The sequence below is a fragment of the Providencia sp. PROV175 genome (assembly GCF_032707045.1).
GTDB lineage: Bacteria > Pseudomonadota > Gammaproteobacteria > Enterobacterales > Enterobacteriaceae > Providencia > Providencia hangzhouensis.
Genome location: NZ_CP120533.1, coordinates 1,727,272 through 1,743,288 on the forward strand (window position 1 = coordinate 1,727,272; position 16,017 = coordinate 1,743,288).

The 16,017-nt window shown below is 39.4% G+C and carries 12 protein-coding genes and 7 tRNA genes; 11 read left to right on the plus strand and 8 right to left on the minus strand.

Annotation, left to right across the window (positions count from 1 at the left end; all coding sequences use genetic code 11):
• The first annotated feature begins 16 nt into the window (after positions 1–16).
• The 4 genes from zipA (at position 17) to P3L44_RS07550 (ending at position 4,832) form a co-directional block, all read left to right on the plus strand.
• Positions 17–1,000, plus strand: a complete 984-nt coding sequence (zipA, locus tag P3L44_RS07535; RefSeq protein ID WP_272662226.1) for a cell division protein ZipA — start codon at positions 17–19, stop codon at positions 998–1,000.
• Positions 1,001–1,057: 57 nt separating this feature from the next.
• Positions 1,058–3,073, plus strand: a complete 2,016-nt coding sequence (gene ligA, locus P3L44_RS07540; RefSeq protein ID WP_272662225.1) for an NAD-dependent DNA ligase LigA — start codon at positions 1,058–1,060, stop codon at positions 3,071–3,073.
• A 278-nt stretch (positions 3,074–3,351) separates the two neighbouring features.
• Complete coding sequence (locus P3L44_RS07545) at positions 3,352–4,536, plus strand: NupC/NupG family nucleoside CNT transporter (protein ID WP_004264869.1); 1,185 nt, start codon at positions 3,352–3,354, stop codon at positions 4,534–4,536.
• Between the two features lie 80 nt (positions 4,537–4,616).
• Positions 4,617–4,832 carry a DUF3820 family protein gene (locus P3L44_RS07550; protein ID WP_004264868.1) on the plus strand — a complete coding sequence of 72 codons (216 nt, stop codon included), beginning with the start codon at positions 4,617–4,619 and terminating at the stop codon, positions 4,830–4,832.
• Here the strand turns inward: P3L44_RS07550 and P3L44_RS07555 are convergent.
• Positions 4,829–5,248 carry a MarR family winged helix-turn-helix transcriptional regulator gene (locus P3L44_RS07555; RefSeq protein WP_227528922.1) on the minus strand — a complete coding sequence of 140 codons (420 nt, stop codon included), beginning with the start codon at positions 5,246–5,248 and terminating at the stop codon, positions 4,829–4,831. The two genes, P3L44_RS07550 and P3L44_RS07555, sit on opposite strands and share 4 nt — an antisense overlap.
• Positions 5,249–5,368: 120 nt before the next feature.
• On the opposite strand from P3L44_RS07555, the gene P3L44_RS07560 reads away from it, so the two are divergent.
• Entirely contained in the window at positions 5,369–6,121 is a 753-nt protein-coding gene (locus P3L44_RS07560) for an SDR family NAD(P)-dependent oxidoreductase (RefSeq protein ID WP_272662224.1), read from the plus strand.
• Positions 6,122–6,191: 70 nt separating this feature from the next.
• On the opposite strand, the gene P3L44_RS07565 is transcribed toward P3L44_RS07560, so the two are convergent.
• The 3 genes from P3L44_RS07565 to gltX all read right to left on the minus strand — a co-directional run bounded on the left by P3L44_RS07565 (position 6,192) and on the right by gltX (position 7,983).
• Positions 6,192–6,267 (minus strand) — tRNA-Ala (locus P3L44_RS07565).
• A 42-nt stretch (positions 6,268–6,309) separates the two neighbouring features.
• Positions 6,310–6,385 (minus strand) — tRNA-Ala (locus P3L44_RS07570).
• Positions 6,386–6,561: 176 nt separating this feature from the next.
• Positions 6,562–7,983 (minus strand): glutamate--tRNA ligase, encoded by a 1,422-nt coding sequence (gene gltX, locus P3L44_RS07575; protein ID WP_140172332.1) that lies wholly within the window; start codon positions 7,981–7,983, stop codon positions 6,562–6,564.
• A 423-nt stretch (positions 7,984–8,406) separates the two neighbouring features.
• Here gltX and P3L44_RS07580 point away from each other — a divergent pair.
• The 6 genes from P3L44_RS07580 (at position 8,407) to P3L44_RS07605 (ending at position 10,498) form a co-directional block, all read left to right on the plus strand.
• A tRNA-Val gene (locus P3L44_RS07580) sits at positions 8,407–8,482 on the plus strand.
• A gap of 26 nt (positions 8,483–8,508) precedes the next feature.
• Positions 8,509–8,584 (plus strand) — tRNA-Val (locus P3L44_RS07585).
• Between the two features lie 34 nt (positions 8,585–8,618).
• Positions 8,619–8,694 (plus strand) — tRNA-Val (locus P3L44_RS07590).
• Positions 8,695–8,730: 36 nt separating this feature from the next.
• A tRNA-Lys gene (locus P3L44_RS07595) sits at positions 8,731–8,806 on the plus strand.
• Between the two features lie 32 nt (positions 8,807–8,838).
• Positions 8,839–8,914 (plus strand) — tRNA-Lys (locus tag P3L44_RS07600).
• A 1,290-nt stretch (positions 8,915–10,204) separates the two neighbouring features.
• Positions 10,205–10,498, plus strand: a complete 294-nt coding sequence (locus P3L44_RS07605) for a helix-turn-helix domain-containing protein (RefSeq protein WP_036959042.1) — start codon at positions 10,205–10,207, stop codon at positions 10,496–10,498.
• A 247-nt stretch (positions 10,499–10,745) separates the two neighbouring features.
• Here P3L44_RS07605 and P3L44_RS07610 read toward each other — a convergent pair whose 3' ends face one another.
• From P3L44_RS07610 to P3L44_RS07625, 4 genes are all read right to left on the minus strand, one after another.
• Positions 10,746–12,512, minus strand: a complete 1,767-nt coding sequence (locus P3L44_RS07610; protein ID WP_227528923.1) for a potassium/proton antiporter — start codon at positions 12,510–12,512, stop codon at positions 10,746–10,748.
• A gap of 361 nt (positions 12,513–12,873) precedes the next feature.
• Entirely contained in the window at positions 12,874–13,542 is a 669-nt protein-coding gene (locus P3L44_RS07615) for a methionine ABC transporter permease (RefSeq protein ID WP_004264861.1), read from the minus strand.
• Positions 13,539–14,552 (minus strand): methionine ABC transporter ATP-binding protein, encoded by a 1,014-nt coding sequence (locus P3L44_RS07620; protein WP_272662223.1) that lies wholly within the window; start codon positions 14,550–14,552, stop codon positions 13,539–13,541. The genes P3L44_RS07615 and P3L44_RS07620 overlap by 4 nt, the downstream gene beginning before the upstream one ends.
• A 3-nt stretch (positions 14,553–14,555) precedes the next feature.
• On the minus strand, positions 14,556–16,016 hold the full coding sequence (locus tag P3L44_RS07625) for an FAD/NAD(P)-binding protein (protein ID WP_272662222.1): 1,461 nt from the start codon (positions 16,014–16,016) through the stop codon (positions 14,556–14,558).
• Position 16,017 lies beyond the last annotated feature (1 nt).

The following is a 16,017-nucleotide window of genomic DNA, read 5'->3' on the forward strand; positions in this document are numbered from 1 at the left end:
ACTAGAGATAGCAGCGATGCAGGATTTGCGTCTGATATTAGTGGTCGTAGGTGCGATAGCGATTGTCGCTTTATTACTGCATGGTTTATGGACCAGCCGTAAAGAGCGCTCAAAGTTATTTCGCGACATACCCGTAAAACGTAGAAAAAACAATATGCAGGAAAATTCATCAGAATATGATGATTCTGCATTATTTACTGAAAATCAACCGACTCAGCAGGCGCCTGTTCATCCCGCTGCGACTGAGCCTGTATATCCGGTAAAAAATGAGTCTCCAGTTGAGCCTAATATACAGCCAAAAGCATCGGTTGAACCTGACATTATTATGAACAAGGAGCCTGAGGCTAAATCGCCGGTTCATAATGAGCCTACGATGCATCAACGTACTGAACCCGTTCATGTACCCGAACAACTCACCATTAATATGAGTGAGGAAGTGATTGTTGAGCCAGCCACTGAAACTGTCGCTGAACCACATATTGATTCAACCAAATTGAGAGAAGAGCCTCAGCCGAGCACCTATGAACAAGAGACGCAGCATATTGAGAAGAAAGCTGAGCCGCAGGAAAATTCTGCTACAACAAGTAGCAAGGAGACAGTCCTGGTACTTCACGTAGCCGCTTTGCAAGGGCAGGAACTTCAAGGTGAATTATTACTGCAAAGTATTTTACAAGCCGGTTTCCAATTTGGGGAAATGAAAATATTCCACCGCCATGTAAACCCGTCTGGTACGGGGCCTGTTTTGTTTAGCTTAGCCAACATGGTGAAGCCTGGCTCATTCGACCCAGAAACAATGGCTGATTTTACCACCCCAGGGGTTTCCATGTTTATGATGGTCCCGTCTTACGGTGATGCAGGGCAAAACTTCAAATTGATGTTGCAAGCTGCTCAACGTATCGCATCAGATGCGGGAGGGGTTGTTCTTGATGACGAACGCAAAATGCTGACACCTCAAAAAATAGAGGTGTATCATGCTCGAATTAGAAACACATTAAGTTAAATAAACGTTGAACAAAACCCCCATTAATTGGGGGTTTTTTATCTGTATGAGTGAATCATGACTACCAAACAAGAAATAGACGAATTAAAAAAACAGTTACGTCATCATGAATATCAATACCATGTATTAGATGCTCCCGAAATTCCAGACGTAGAATATGACAAGTTAATGCAACGTCTAAAAGAGATAGAGGCACAGCATCCTGAACTTGTCACAAGTGATTCACCGACTCAACGTGTTGGTGCCGCACCATTGGCTGCGTTTGATACCGTACGCCATGAAATACCTATGTTATCCCTAGATAATGTTTTTGATGAAGAAAGTTACCTTGCGTTTGATAAGCGGGTAAGAGATCGTTTGAAAAATCATCAAGAACTGACTTTCTGTTGTGAGCTCAAGCTCGATGGGTTAGCGGTAAGTTTGTTGTATGAAAATGGTGAATTAGTACAAGCGGCGACTCGTGGTGATGGGACCGTAGGTGAGAATATTACCGCGAATGTACGAACCATCCGCGCTATCCCATTGCGTTTAAGGGGAAGAAATATTCCTGATCGCGTTGAGATCCGTGGCGAAGTCTTCATGCCCCAAAAAGGTTTTGAAGCACTCAATGAGCAGGCACGTAAAACGGATGGCAAAGTCTTTGCAAACCCGCGTAATGCGGCTGCGGGTTCGTTGCGTCAATTAGACCCACGTATTACCGCTAAAAGGCCACTCACTTTTTATTGTTATGGTGTTGGGCTTGTGGAAGGTGGCTCGTTACCGGACACTCATTATGACCGTTTGATGCAATTTAAAGCATGGGGTTTACCGGTTAGTGATTATGTTCAATTACGTGTTGGTCATCAGGCCGTATTAGATTTTTACCATGAAATTGAGCAAGTTCGACCTGATCTTGGCTTTGATATCGATGGGGTAGTCATTAAAGTTAACTCAATCGCGATTCAAGAAGAATTAGGTTTTGTTTCTCGAGCACCTCGCTGGGCGACAGCGTTTAAATTCCCAGCTCAAGAACAAGTCACATTATTAAAAGATGTTGAATTTCAAGTTGGGCGTACAGGTGCTATCACGCCTGTGGCGCGTTTAGAACCCGTGCAAGTCGCAGGTGTGGTGGTCAGTAATGCGACGTTACACAATGCAGATGAAATTGAACGCCTTGGCGTGCATATCGGTGATACGGTCATTATTCGTCGAGCAGGGGATGTTATTCCACAAATCGTCAGTGTTGTGGTTGACAAGCGACCAACAGATAGCCGTGAAATTGTCTTCCCGACCCATTGCCCTGTATGCGGTTCTGATATCGAACGAGTTGAAGGTGAAGCGGTGGCACGCTGTACTGGTGGGCTTATTTGTGAGGCACAACGCAAAGAAGCACTGAAACATTTTGTCTCACGCCGAGCAATGGATGTGGATGGCATGGGCGATAAAATTATCGACCAGTTAGTCGAAAAAGAGTATGTCAAAACGCCGGCAGATTTATATCAATTAAGTGCGGGTATCTTAACAGGCTTGGATAGAATGGGGCCGAAGTCGGCACAGAATCTGGTTGATGCACTCAATAAGTCTAAGCAAACAACATTGGCTCGCTTTATTTATGCCCTTGGAATTCGTGAGGTTGGCGAAGCAACGGCGGCAAACTTAGCAGCGCATTACACCACACTTGAGGCTGTGATGGCGGCGGATGAAGAGTCACTAAAAACCGTTCAAGATATTGGTCATGTAGTTGCGAAACATGTGGTCAATTTTTTCCGTGAACCTCATAACCAAGCGGTGATTGAAGATTTACTGACGAAGGCAAATATTCATTGGCCTGAAGTAAAAGTCGTTAATAGTGCAGAAATCGATAGCCCATTTGCAGGTAAAACAGTGGTACTAACAGGGTCAATGAGCGTATTGACGCGTGATGAAGCCAAAGACAAGTTAGTGGCTTTAGGTGCAAAAGTCTCAGGAAGTGTCTCGAAGAAAACGGATTTAGTCATTGCAGGTGAGGCCTCTGGTTCTAAATTAGCCAAAGCAAATGAACTTGGCATACGCGTTATTGATGAAAATGAATTGGTTCGTTTGCTGAATATTTAATAGTGAACTATATTCAATTTGACTTAGTTGCCTACGATCTCTGTAGGCAACAATTTTATACGCAGGTTGTTGTAAGTCTTAACTTAAATTCTCAGTAAAATTTCTGTGCAAAAAAAGCGAATGCTAGGAATTGTTATGGTTGAAACGTGATCCCCTTCTTCTTTTTGCAAAATACACCTAGTAAGCTTTCATATTAATGTGACACCCGTCTCATTTAAATGTTGTCTATTACATAGAATATGCACATAGACTGATTCTTAAATTTGTTGGAGTCGCATATGACCTCGATCCTGCATTTCGTTTTATCTTTAGTAGTAATTGCCGCTCTTGCCATTTTAGCCAGTAGTAACCGTAGAGGGATCCGTCCTCGCTATGTTGTTCAACTACTGGTTATTCAAATTGCATTAGCTTATTTGTTCTTAAAATCGAATATTGGCGAATCTTTTGTTCTTGGTGTGGCAGGGGTATTTACTCACTTGCTAGGCTATGCAGCAGAAGGAACCAAATTTATTTTTGGTGGCATGATTGAAGGGAACTTAGCATTCTTCTTCTTACAAGTGTTATGCCCAATCATCTTTATTTCTGCGTTGATCGGGATCTTACAGCACGTCAAAATTCTCCCTATCGTGATCCGTATCATCGGTACCGTGTTATCGAAAGTGAATGGTATGGGTAAGTTAGAGTCTTTTAACGCAGTCAGTTCATTGTTACTGGGTCAGTCAGAAAACTTTATTGCGTATAAAGACCAATTGAACCGGATGTCAGACCGCAGAATGTACACCATGGCGGCAACTGCCATGTCAACGGTATCTATGTCTATCGTTGGGGCATACATGACCATGTTAGAGCCGCGTTTTGTGGTCGCTGCATTGGTTCTAAATATGTTTGGTACTTTCGTCGTACTATCACTGATTAACCCGTATCCACCTGAAGGCGAAGAAGATATTCAAATGAGCAACCTGCACGAAGGGCAAAGCTTCTTTGAAATGTTAGGTGAATATATTCTTGCAGGGTTTAAAGTAGCGATTATTGTTTCAGCGATGTTGATTGGTTTTATTGCCCTCATTGCGATGATTAACGGTATTTTCTCAGCTGTATTCGGTATCGACTTCCAAACCATGCTAGGTTACGTATTCTATCCATTTGCATGGATGCTCGGCATTCCTGCCGATGAAGCCTTACAGGTTGGCGGAATTATGGCAGTGAAAATGGTAACGAATGAATTCGTTGCGATGGATGGCTTACAAGCGATTGCTGGTGGGTTATCTGAGCGTTCTGTTGGTATCTTGTCCGTATTCTTAGTTTCTTTCGCTAACTTCTCATCCATCGGTATTATTGCAGGTGCGATTAAAGGTTTAGATGAGAAACAAGGTAATACCGTGGCTCGCTTCGGTTTAAAATTACTGTACGGTTCAACCTTAGTTAGTTTCTTATCCGCAGCGGTTGTTGGGTTAGTTTTGTAATCCACTAAAACATGTTAGATTAAGAAACGGCGTTCAAATGAGCGCCGTTTTTTATGCTTTGATATGAAAGAGAAATAATAATGGAAAAACAAGATCTCATTGATATGGCCAATACGTATATGCCATTTGGTAAATATAAAGGCTGTGTCTTAATTGATTTACCCGAAGAATATTTATTATGGTTCTATAAGAAAGGAGAGTTCCCTGCTGGACGCTTAGGGCAGTTAATGGAAATGACCCTAGGAATAAAAATAGAAGGCTTAGAAGGGCTGGTAAAGCCTTTAAAACGGGGTTAATCGTGGCCTAGTGCGTGAGTAATTTTCTGACTTAAAGTAATAAATAGTTTTTGTTCTTGGGGCGTTAATGCTGCTTTGACCTTAGCTGCATTTTCAGCACGTCCTGTGGCTGCACGCTGCAAAAAATGATGCCCTTTGTCGGTTAAACGGGTGATCAGTTCCCGTCCATCTTCTTCAGATTGATATTGCTCGACAAATTCATAAGATTTCAGAGCTCGAAGAAATTTCGATAAATTTTGGCGAGAGAGGCCAAGTGATTGGCTTAACTGGCTTGGTGTTAAATCCCCTTTTAATCTCAATATCTCTAGCACATCATATTGACCCCAAGTTATTTGCTCTGGGGTAAAGCTAACTCTGCGCGCAACTAGCGTACATTGCAGCAGGGAAAGCGCATCTTCAAGAGAATTTGGCATCATGAAAACTCCGTAACATTCAATCTATTGAGTATATATTGATTTTAATAATAAGACGACCAGTTGATTAACTTTGGTTAATTAATTATAGTTAACTAAAGTTAATCATAATTGAGGTGAGCTATGGGGAAGTTTAATCAGCGAGTGGCATTGGTTACAGGGGCATCGACAGGTGTCGGTTTTACTATTGCACAAAAGCTGTATTCACTTGGCGTGATAACGGTAATTACGGGGCGCAATGAGGTCGCTTTACAACAAGCTGCTAGAGAGATAGACCCAACAGGACAACGTGTCTATGCTATAAAAATGAATGTCGCAAATGCACAAGACTTTAAAACAACAGTCGAAAAAATTGAGCAACAATACGGTGTTTTGCACTATTTGGTGAATAATGCGGGGATCACTGGACCTCATGGCGTCAATATTGAGGATTATCCTTTAGAGGCTTGGCATGAGGTGATTGAAACCGATATAACAGGGACATTTCACGGTATGAAGTACAGTATTCCTATGATTTTGCGTAGTGGTGGGGGAGCTATCGTAAATTTATCAGCTTGCAATGGGGTAACAGGGATAGCGGGTATAGCACCTTACACTGCAGCAAAGCATGCGGTACTTGGATTAACACGTTCCGCTGCCTTAGAAAACGCTCAAAAAGGTATCCGTATCAATGCTGTTGGCCCTGGCTATATAGAAACACCGAATATTAGTGCATTACCACAGGAAACGCAGCAATGGATGGCTTCTACTCACCCAATGGGCAGAATGGCTACTCGGCTAGAAATTGCTAATGTGGTGGCCTTTTTGTTATCAGAAGAAAGTAGCTTTATAACCGGTGCATTTATTCCTATTGATGGTGGTTATACCGCGCAGTAATTCATAATCTAAAAGATATTATTGATTTAAAATGGAAGAGGTGAATAGTGACTTTTAGTATTTAAATAATTGGTGGAGCTAAGCGGGATCGAACCGCTGACCTCTTGCATGCCATGCAAGCGCTCTCCCAGCTGAGCTATAGCCCCAATCGAAATGTTTTGTATTGTGCCACCTAACAGGGAATTAGATGGTGGAGCTAAGCGGGATCGAACCGCTGACCTCTTGCATGCCATGCAAGCGCTCTCCCAGCTGAGCTATAGCCCCAAACAAAATCTTTTGGACGGGATGCATCATATTCAAGCTAAGTTAGAGTGTCAATAAAATAATAGGGTTTTAGGTTTAATTGCTGAAATATAGAACATTTTGCAATCAGTTGAGTGGAGAAGGGAGGATGAATCAGAGAATTGGCCCCCAATAAATTGAGGGCCAATAATATTAAATTATTGAGCAGAAGCTTCACGTTCAGCGATAAACGCTAAGGCTTTCTCAATACGAGTGATAGAGCGAGCTTGACCGATAGCGTGAACGGTCACATCAAGGCCTGGAGACTGGCCAGCACCTGTCACAGCAACACGTAAAGGCATACCCACTTTACCCATACCCACTTCTAATTCAGCGGCAGTTGCTTCGATGGCTTGGTGTACATTTTCAGCCGTCCAATCAGTTATCGCAGCTAATTTATCTTTTACGACTTCTAAAGGCTGACGAGCAACTGGTCGCAAGTGTTTTTTCGCCGCATCAGCGTCAAATTCTTCGAAATCTTGGTAGAAATAGTGGCAAGATTCCGCCATTTCTTTCAATGTTTTACAACGTTCACCAAGTAATTTGATTAGATCAACTAATTGAGGCCCTGTGCTGGTATCAATATTCTGTTGTTCAATATGCCATGCAAGATAGGTTGCAACTTCTTCTGCTGGTAATGTATTGATATAGTGGTGGTTTAACCACTGCAGTTTTTCAGTATTAAATGCGCTTGCTGATTTACTGATAGCGTCGAGGCTGAAATATTCTTTCATTTCGTCAACAGTGAAAATCTCTTGGTCGCCATGAGACCAACCTAAACGCACAAGGTAGTTAAGAAGTGCTTGCGGCAAATAACCGTCATCACGATATTGCATAACACTAACCGCACCATGACGTTTTGATAGTTTTTTACCGTCATCACCTAGGATCATCGAAACGTGAGCATACACAGGTACTGGTGCCCCTAATGCTTTTAGAATGTTGATTTGGCGAGGCGTGTTGTTGATATGGTCTTCACCACGGATAACGTGGGTAATTTCCATATCCCAGTCATCAATAACCACACAGAAGTTGTAAGTTGGTGAACCATCAGTACGACGAATAATTAAATCGTCCAGCTCTTGGTTACTAAATTCAATTGGCCCACGAATTTTGTCGTCAAAAATAACGGAACCTTCTTGTGGGTTACGGAAACGAACAACGTGCGGCTCATCAGGTGTATGGTTGTGTGCATGGTCACGGCAGCAGCCATCATAACGAGGCTTTTCATTATTTGCCATTTGCTCTTCACGTAACGCCTCTAAGCGCTCTTTCGAACAATAACAACGATAAGCGGTACCCGCATCTAACATTTGGTCAATGACATCATTATAACGGTCAAAGCGTTTAGTTTGATAGTAAGGGCCTTCATCCCAATTTAAATTCAACCAGTTCATACCGTCCATAATGGCGTCGATAGCTTCCTGAGTTGAGCGTTCTAAGTCAGTATCTTCAATACGCAGGACAAATTCGCCCTGATTGTGGCGACTAAATAACCAGGAATACAGAGCGGTACGTGCACCACCAACGTGTAAATAGCCAGTTGGGCTTGGTGCAAAACGGGTTTTGATTTTACTCATCGAGATTGCCTTAATTGCAAAACATGTTTTTGAAGCGCTTATCTGTTTACTGTTTAGAAGACTAAAAACAGGCACAATTAACTTGATGGCGAGTTTGATGTTCTAAGCAGTGAAATGTCTAAGCATTGCTAAAATGTATATCTATTCTATCATCCTACAATGATTCCTCAATCAAGTTATCAGGATAGAAGACAAGAAATTAGTTTGTTTCGCCAAATTTGACATAAATAAATGCGCTTTAAAAATAGTTTCTGTTTTTTTCTTAAAAGAATAAAGAGAAAATGATAGGTAATTGATTAAAAAGGCAGCTTTTCTGGTGAATATTGAAACATCTTGATTATTTTTGCAACGAACGAAAAAAATCTATTGAAAAAGCGTTGACTCAGAACTCAGTATCCCTATAATGCACCTCCATCGACGACGGGGCGATTAGCTCAGTTGGTAGAGCACCTCCCTTACAAGGAGGGGGTCAGTGGTTCGAGCCCGCTATCGCCCACCACCGTTGACGATGAAAAATAAATAATTGGGCGATTAGCTCAGTTGGTAGAGCACCTCCCTTACAAGGAGGGGGGCAGTGGTTCGAGCCCGCTATCGCCCACCAATTATTTATTATAATGTAGTATAAGTCATGAAGTGGGCGATTAGCTCAGTTGGTAGAGCACCTCCCTTACAAGGAGGGGGTCAGTGGTTCGAGCCCGCTATCGCCCACCACTTCATCAATTATTTGCATTGAAACACAATTTAGATGGGTCGTTAGCTCAGTCGGTAGAGCAGTTGACTTTTAATCAATTGGTCGCAGGTTCGAATCCTGCACGACCCACCATCTAAGCAGTAAAAAATCAGATCTTCCAAGATGGGTCGTTAGCTCAGTCGGTAGAGCAGTTGACTTTTAATCAATTGGTCGCAGGTTCGAATCCTGCACGACCCACCATCTCAAGCCATTCCTAAGCAAATAATCCAATTTAACAATCACCTAAGTAAACACTCAGTCGTTAAGCCATACCTCGACAAGCTGGTTGCAGGTTCAGCCCGTAGGGTAAATCCGAAGGATTTCAATCCTGCACGACCCACCATCTCAAGCCATTATCAAGCAAATAATCCAAACTAATACTTAGCTCAGTAAACACTTACTCACTAAATAATACACCTATTTTGTAAGTTGCATTTTCTAAGTAATATGATAAGAACTTAGAGAATTATCGGCTACACAGCCCGCCTAATATGTAAAATAATTCAAGATGTACTTTGAAAACCACTTAGTTTTTATGTCTATATTCCAATATGGCATTAGCAGGATATATTTTAAAATATAATGACGTCATTTAAGCATAAATGAATGGCTAATTACTCTTCCATAGAATGGACGAGTAATTATCATTTTTTATAAATAGCTTTCATTATATCGTAAATATAAAAATCTGTAATTTAGCTATAAATGCTTAAATTGTGTTTATTTTTAAAATTTTGTATTATCTTTCATCCTAAAAAAACAGAAACAAGGGGAATCAAAAACAGACTGTCGATGAAAGTTATTTTTCATAATTTTGTGATATTCATCTAGTAAAATGAATAATAAGCTTTCTTAACGTTATGGTTTTGTTATGTTTGGTACTTGTAGATAATAAATCCATTTCTTGCTACTTTAAAAATTTAGTAATTTACTAATTGTAACAGTTTAACTGGCTTTTTAACGTACTGATATTTTGTCGAATTAGAGAGTTTTAGAGATAAAATTGACTGTTTTTACCATTTTTTACATAAAAGTATCATTTATACTGGGTTTATCACTTTTCATCGAGTTTAATTGTATCAATAACATTAATATTGTTACAGTGTTAAATAATTCTATTTATTTCCTTTATTTTTAGGTTATGCATCGGCTATATAGGTCTTTTTTAGATGAATATTCCAAGAGTTTAGGCATATCCTTTGGGATATTACTATGCAGTGATACACACGTTGCGTGTAACTTTGTGATATTAAAGTATTATTTTGATTTTAATACGGAAATGTATAGCGTGAAATACTTTGTTACATAGTTGCAATGTCAATTTAGGACTAGTTGAAACTAATTATAAGGGTAGTATATCATTCTGTTAGATATATGCTGAATCGTCTGTAGCATTATCAATGTTATACACATAAATATAAAAAATAAAATATGTAGATAATTATCTGCTAATTTTTATTTCCTTAAATATAAATTGAAGCGAGAATGTTTATGAACACGAAATATCCTGTCGCTTGTGCAGTTGGACAAAAAATAAAAGCCCTTAGAAGAGCTCAAGGCTTTACTGTTTTTCAGTTAGCTAAAGAGATAGATATAAGTGAACAGCAACTATTTCGTTACGAGCGTGGTGTGAATCGTATCGATATAGATTGTCTAGTTCGAGTATTAAAAGTTTTAGACGTTAACATGGGTGAGTTTTTTAGTGAAGTCCTGCAAGAGGATACTCAAGTAGATGAGAGCACGGGTAATAAGGGGTTTGAAAGCTCTGCATATACTCTGGTGTAACTAAATATCTATATTGTTTTAGAATGAAACGTAATTCGCTTTAATTCTTAATTGTTTCAATTAGGAACATAAATTAAATATACCTGCTATTTATAGCTTAAAATGACAATAGCTGTTTTTATCTTATGTTTCATTAAAGAACAAATAAAAGCCCGAAAGGGCTTTTATTTTTGTATCTTAAAATAATTATTACTTAAGATTTTACTCAATATCTAAGAAAAATATTGGGTAAGATATTTATGCTCAGTTAACCTTCCTGCTCTTTGATTGGCTCTAATATTACGGTTACGATACGTGTGCCTATCATCTCTCCAATTCTTAATTGCAGTTGATCTAATTTTATGATGGTATCTTGCAAAGGTTCCGATATAGAAGCGTAAATAAATTGGTTAAGAGTCCTTTCATCACTATTATCAATTTGGATACCATAAGATGAGTAGATCTCATTTAATCGAGTCGTTCCTTTTAGACTTAGCCCTGTATCGGGAAGTTCAATAGGAGTGTGTTCAGAGATGTTTTTTTCTGAAAAAAGGCGTTCAAGAAAAATACGATTTTCAGGTTTAAGAACAACGAATAAATGGTCTTCAGCATGAAAGGTAGTTGAACCTCTTGGAGGTAAAACACTTTTTTCACGCGTGATCATTGCAATGACAGTTTGGTCAGGTAATGCAAGCTGCGATAATCGGCGACCCACTGCAGAGCAATCCTCTCCTAATGTATATTCCACTAAATCTGCGTCTATTTGTTCTACTGCGGTAATATCTAAAGTGGCCGCAGGGATCAATGGAGGTGGCTGCATTAAATTTAATTTACGTGCAACGTAAGGCAAGGTTGAGCCTTGTAAGGTTGCTGAAATTAATACCACAAAGAAAACCACGTCAAAAATTAAATGGGCATTAGGTAGCCCGTAGATAAACGGGAAAATAGCAAGAATAATAGGAACAGAGCCACGTAACCCTACCCAAGAAATTAATGTTATTTCAGGTTTAGGGAAACCAAATAATTTTAGAACAGGAATTACAGCCAATGGCCTCGCGATAAACGTTAAGACCAGAGCAATAATTAAGCCTTCAAGCCAGACTTCAATAAGAGAACTTGGGTTGACAAGTAACCCTAGCATAACGAACATGATAATTTGGCTTAGCCATGCTAATCCATCATGGAACAAAAATGTATTGCGTTGAAAAACAAACCGATGATTACCAATCACAACACCAGTGACAAAAATAGATAAAAACCCACTGCCTTCTAAATTACTGGCGAGACCGAAAGATAGTAGTCCACATGCAGCGACAAGCACAGGATACAAACCAGTAGCTAATAGCTTAATCTTATTGATAATTTTGACTGAAACCCAGCCAACGCTCAAGCCAACAACAGTACCTATTCCCATTTGGCTAAAAAACAGCAGAATTAATTCACTACCTGAAGCTTGTGGGTTCATTAAAAGTTGTAATAAACCAACAGTTAAAAATATGGCCGTAGGGTCATTTGTTGCACTTTCTATTTCTAAAGTGGATTGCAATCGTTCATTTAAATAGATCCCCGCGTTGCGTAGTAAGGAAAAAACGGCGGCGGCATCGGTAGAACCTACTATAGCGCCTAGTAATAGCCCTTCAAGCAGAGGAACGCCGAGAATATAGGCAGCAGCGAGACCTGTCACACCTGCGGTGACAAGAACGCCTAATGTTGCTAGTGTAAAAGATGGTTTCCAAACTAGACGAATTGATTTTACTGATGTTTGTAGACCCCCATCAAATAAAATTAAAGCAAGGGCGAGAGAACCAACGGCATAGGAAACATTCACGTTATCAAATGTAATCTTACCTATCCCGTCTTCGCCTGCTAACATGCCAATAAACAAAAACATGACTAGCATAGGTAAACCGAGCCTAGCAGACAATTTGCTAGAGAAAATTCCCAAAAGAATGAGTATAGAAATCAATAAAATGAGTTGTTCAATAGTTGGCATAATCAGTTTAATCTGTAAGTGAATAAAACGCTGACGATGCATCGTAAAGCGCGCGTAGAAAGCAAAAAACGAAAAAACAGCAAGACGACTAAATATACATAGAGAATAGATTATTTTAGCGAAAAGCTGATAATATCCATTAAAAAGTATATCTACATGATTATAATATAAATAAATTTAAATAATTTGATTATTTATCGCATTTTTTATTATTAAAGTGAGTTAAATCACGTAAAAAAACGATAAATTTGAATAAGTAGGCACCGTAGTCCACTTTATTTTTAATTTTTTAATTAAAGGTAATTTTGAAATGGGGGACATAAGCATTGAGGGGGAAAATAGGCACTTATAAAGTAAGGTAAAAGAGAGAAGGCCGAATATTCTTTCGACCTTCACCATCTAATTAATGGTAGCGCGCTTTTTTAGCTAAATAGTCACCAATAAATTGCATGCCTTGTACTATAATTACCAATGTAACAACGGTAATAGCCATTGCGACATTATCAAAACGTTGGTAGCCGTAGTTTAGAGCTAAGTCACCAACGCCACCACCACCAACGGCTCCTGCCATCGCGGTTGCACCGACTAAAGTAATACTTGCAGCGGTTAAACTTAAAATTAATGATGACTTTGCTTCTGGTAAAATAAAATGCCAAACAATTTGCCAATTAGTCGCTCCCATAGAATCAGCCGCTTCAATAATACCCGAATGTACACTGAGTAATGAATTTTCAACTAAGCGTGCGGTATAGGGCGCAATAAAAATGACTAATGGCACTATTGCTGCAGTTGTTCCTATTGAAGTTCCCACCATAAAGCGTGTGAGAGGGATCATAGCAACTAATAAGATGATAAAAGGCAGTGAGCGAATAATATTAATAATCGGGTTCACTATACGATAAATACATTTATTTTCCCAAATACCGTCTGGTCTAGTTACAACAAGTACGATACCTAATAAGATCCCAAATATAGAACCTAATACGAGCGCAACGCTAACCATCGTAAAAGTTTCTGACATCGCTAATAAAAACTGTTTAGTTGTTAAAGCGGTTTCGAATAATTGTGTCATAGTGCCCCCTTATTAACTGCAACTCCACGTTGGCGAAGAAAAGAAACTGCATCTTCAATTTTTTCTTTATCACCAATAAATTGGACAAACATACTGCCTAGCACGACACCACTAATTTCTTTCATATTGGCAAACAAAATATTTATTTTGACAATTTCTTTCAGTATTAACTCATTAACAACAGGTTGTTGCGCAGAGGACCCTAAAAATTCAAGACGATAAACATCTTGTTGGTGTTCTAAATTATGTAGAACGCGTTCTGGAATTTCTTCATTTAACACTGTTCCTACAAATTTTCTGGTTGTGTCTTGATGTGGATTTGCAAAAATATCAAGTACAGTTCCCTCTTCGACAATTTTTCCTGATTCCATAACGGCTACACGGTTACAGATTTCTTCAATGACTTCCATTTCATGAGTTACGAGCAAGATAGTAATATTTTGCTCTTGATTGATTTTTTTTAATAATTGCAAAATTGAGCGAGTTGTTTGCGGGTCAAGGGCTGAAGTGGCTTCATCACATAACAAAATTTGTGGGTTATTGATCAAAGCACGAGCAATACCAACACGCTGCTTTTGCCCACCGGATAGCTGCCGAGGGTATTGGTGTTTTTTATCGCTAAGTTCGACATATTCAAGAATGCTATCAACTCGCCGAGTGATTTCTTGTTTATCGACACCTGAAAGTAATAAAGGCATCGCAATATTTTGAGCAACAGTTTTAGTTTCTAGCAAATTGAAATGCTGGAAAATCATACCAATGCTTTTTTTATGTGAACGAGTTTCTGCAGGGGTATGTTCAGCAATATTTTGGCCATTAATAATAACTGCCCCACTGGTTGGTTTTTCTAATTGATTCACTAAGCGGATAAGTGAACTTTTACCCGCTCCGCTATAACCAATAAATCCAAAGATATCACCTTTATTGATATGCAAATTAATGTCTTGCAATGCAACTAAAGACTGCCCATCTTTTTCATAGACTTTTTGAATATTTTGAAAGGTAATCATAATTTACTCTACATTATCAGTTAATTGCACGCGTTCTGAAGGTGGTGCAGCGGGTTGCCACTCATCACCTAATAATTCAGCTTCTTGGCTATTTTTGACTTGCTCAAGGTGTTGTTCTTGATGACTCAAGTACAATTGAGCTGCAATATGGTCAGCCAATCGTTCTGCCCCAACATTAGTTCCGGGGATTAACCCTATAACAGGCCCCATACTGAGCGATGCACTTAAGTTAAAACAATATAACTGATTGATTTTTAGTGTATCTTGCTTGTGTTTCGCTTGAAATTCAAAGTGATTACCTAAATAAGGATGTGAAGCTAACTCTGTATTTTCTTCATGAATGGATGGCGTGTATGCATCTCCCCATGTTTTAACTAGCGGTGATAACCGATGAAAGGCGCTGTGCTTGGCCCAATTAATCTGATAACCAGTTGCCAAGATCAAATAATCTAATATAAATTTACCTGTCGTTGTCGTGACATGTAACTTTTTGTTTTTTAATTCAATAAATTTAACTTGAGTATTGAAATTGAAATAAGCATTCTCATGACGAGATACTCTTAGTGTGCTTCCGTGGGGCGCTGGTGTTTTGGCTTTGGCTACATAGTCCGTGTAATGCCATTTTTGAGCATCGGTAAAATAGGCATATGCATTGGTAAAACCTGCGCTTCCAGCAACTTTCCCTCGGTTTACACGAGGCATATCGCTAGCACGAATTAAAATTTCAACCGAATTAGCACCATTTTCTAATGCCGTTGCTGAACTATCCATAGCACCTGCACTATAGCCAACAACACCAATGTCTAAACCTTTAAAGCGACGATAGTCAGTACCTGCATATGAATGTTCCCAATAATTCGTTGGGATGTCATTCATAAAGCTAGGGATATTAGCTTCACTAAAAGACTCCATACCAGTCGCTAAAATTACATGTTGCGCTTGATAACTGACCGTTCCTTCTGGGGTATCAAAAATTAATTCACGGTAGTTATCATTTAATTGCACATCCACTAACCGATATTGATTAAGCACATAGGGTTCTGTCATGGTTTTATACCATTGCAGATATTCTCCCCACTGCAAACGTGGAATTTTATCGAGTTCATCCCATTTTTGAATGCCAAACTGGGCTTTAAACCAAGCTTGAAAAGTTAAAGAGGGGGATGCAAGCGCAGGGCCAACCACATGTTTTGGGGAACGCAATGTTTCCATTAATGCAGGGCTTTGCCATGGGCCTTCTTTGCCAGCAGGGGCTTGGTCGAAAACAATTGCATTGATACCACGTAATTTCAGAGCGAATGCGGCTGTAATACCTGACATACCCGCACCAATGATAGCGACATCAATAATTTGGTTTTCAGGGTTATTTTTTGATAATGACCAAGACGTTATTGGTAAATTTAAATACTGCAAATCTTGTTTTATTTGCGCTTCTAATGCCTCTAAACCCATAATCAGTTCCATT

Bases quoted from the DNA above. Each gene is read 5' to 3' on its own strand.
- zipA (WP_272662226.1), top strand. From the start codon at position 17: ATGCAGGATTTGCGTCTGATATTAGTGGTCGTAGGTGCGATAGCGATT.
- ligA (WP_272662225.1), top strand. From the start codon at position 1,058: ATGACTACCAAACAAGAAATAGACGAATTAAAAAAACAGTTACGTCAT.
- P3L44_RS07545 (WP_004264869.1), top strand. From the start codon at position 3,352: ATGACCTCGATCCTGCATTTCGTTTTATCTTTAGTAGTAATTGCCGCT.
- P3L44_RS07550 (WP_004264868.1), top strand. From the start codon at position 4,617: ATGGAAAAACAAGATCTCATTGATATGGCCAATACGTATATGCCATTT.
- P3L44_RS07555 (WP_227528922.1), bottom strand. From the start codon at position 5,248: ATGATGCCAAATTCTCTTGAAGATGCGCTTTCCCTGCTGCAATGTACG.
- P3L44_RS07560 (WP_272662224.1), top strand. From the start codon at position 5,369: ATGGGGAAGTTTAATCAGCGAGTGGCATTGGTTACAGGGGCATCGACA.
- gltX (WP_140172332.1), bottom strand. From the start codon at position 7,983: ATGAGTAAAATCAAAACCCGTTTTGCACCAAGCCCAACTGGCTATTTA.
- P3L44_RS07605 (WP_036959042.1), top strand. From the start codon at position 10,205: ATGAACACGAAATATCCTGTCGCTTGTGCAGTTGGACAAAAAATAAAA.
- P3L44_RS07610 (WP_227528923.1), bottom strand. From the start codon at position 12,512: ATGCATCGTCAGCGTTTTATTCACTTACAGATTAAACTGATTATGCCA.
- P3L44_RS07615 (WP_004264861.1), bottom strand. From the start codon at position 13,542: ATGACACAATTATTCGAAACCGCTTTAACAACTAAACAGTTTTTATTA.
- P3L44_RS07620 (WP_272662223.1), bottom strand. From the start codon at position 14,552: ATGATTACCTTTCAAAATATTCAAAAAGTCTATGAAAAAGATGGGCAG.
- P3L44_RS07625 (WP_272662222.1), bottom strand. From the start codon at position 16,016: ATGGAACTGATTATGGGTTTAGAGGCATTAGAAGCGCAAATAAAACAA.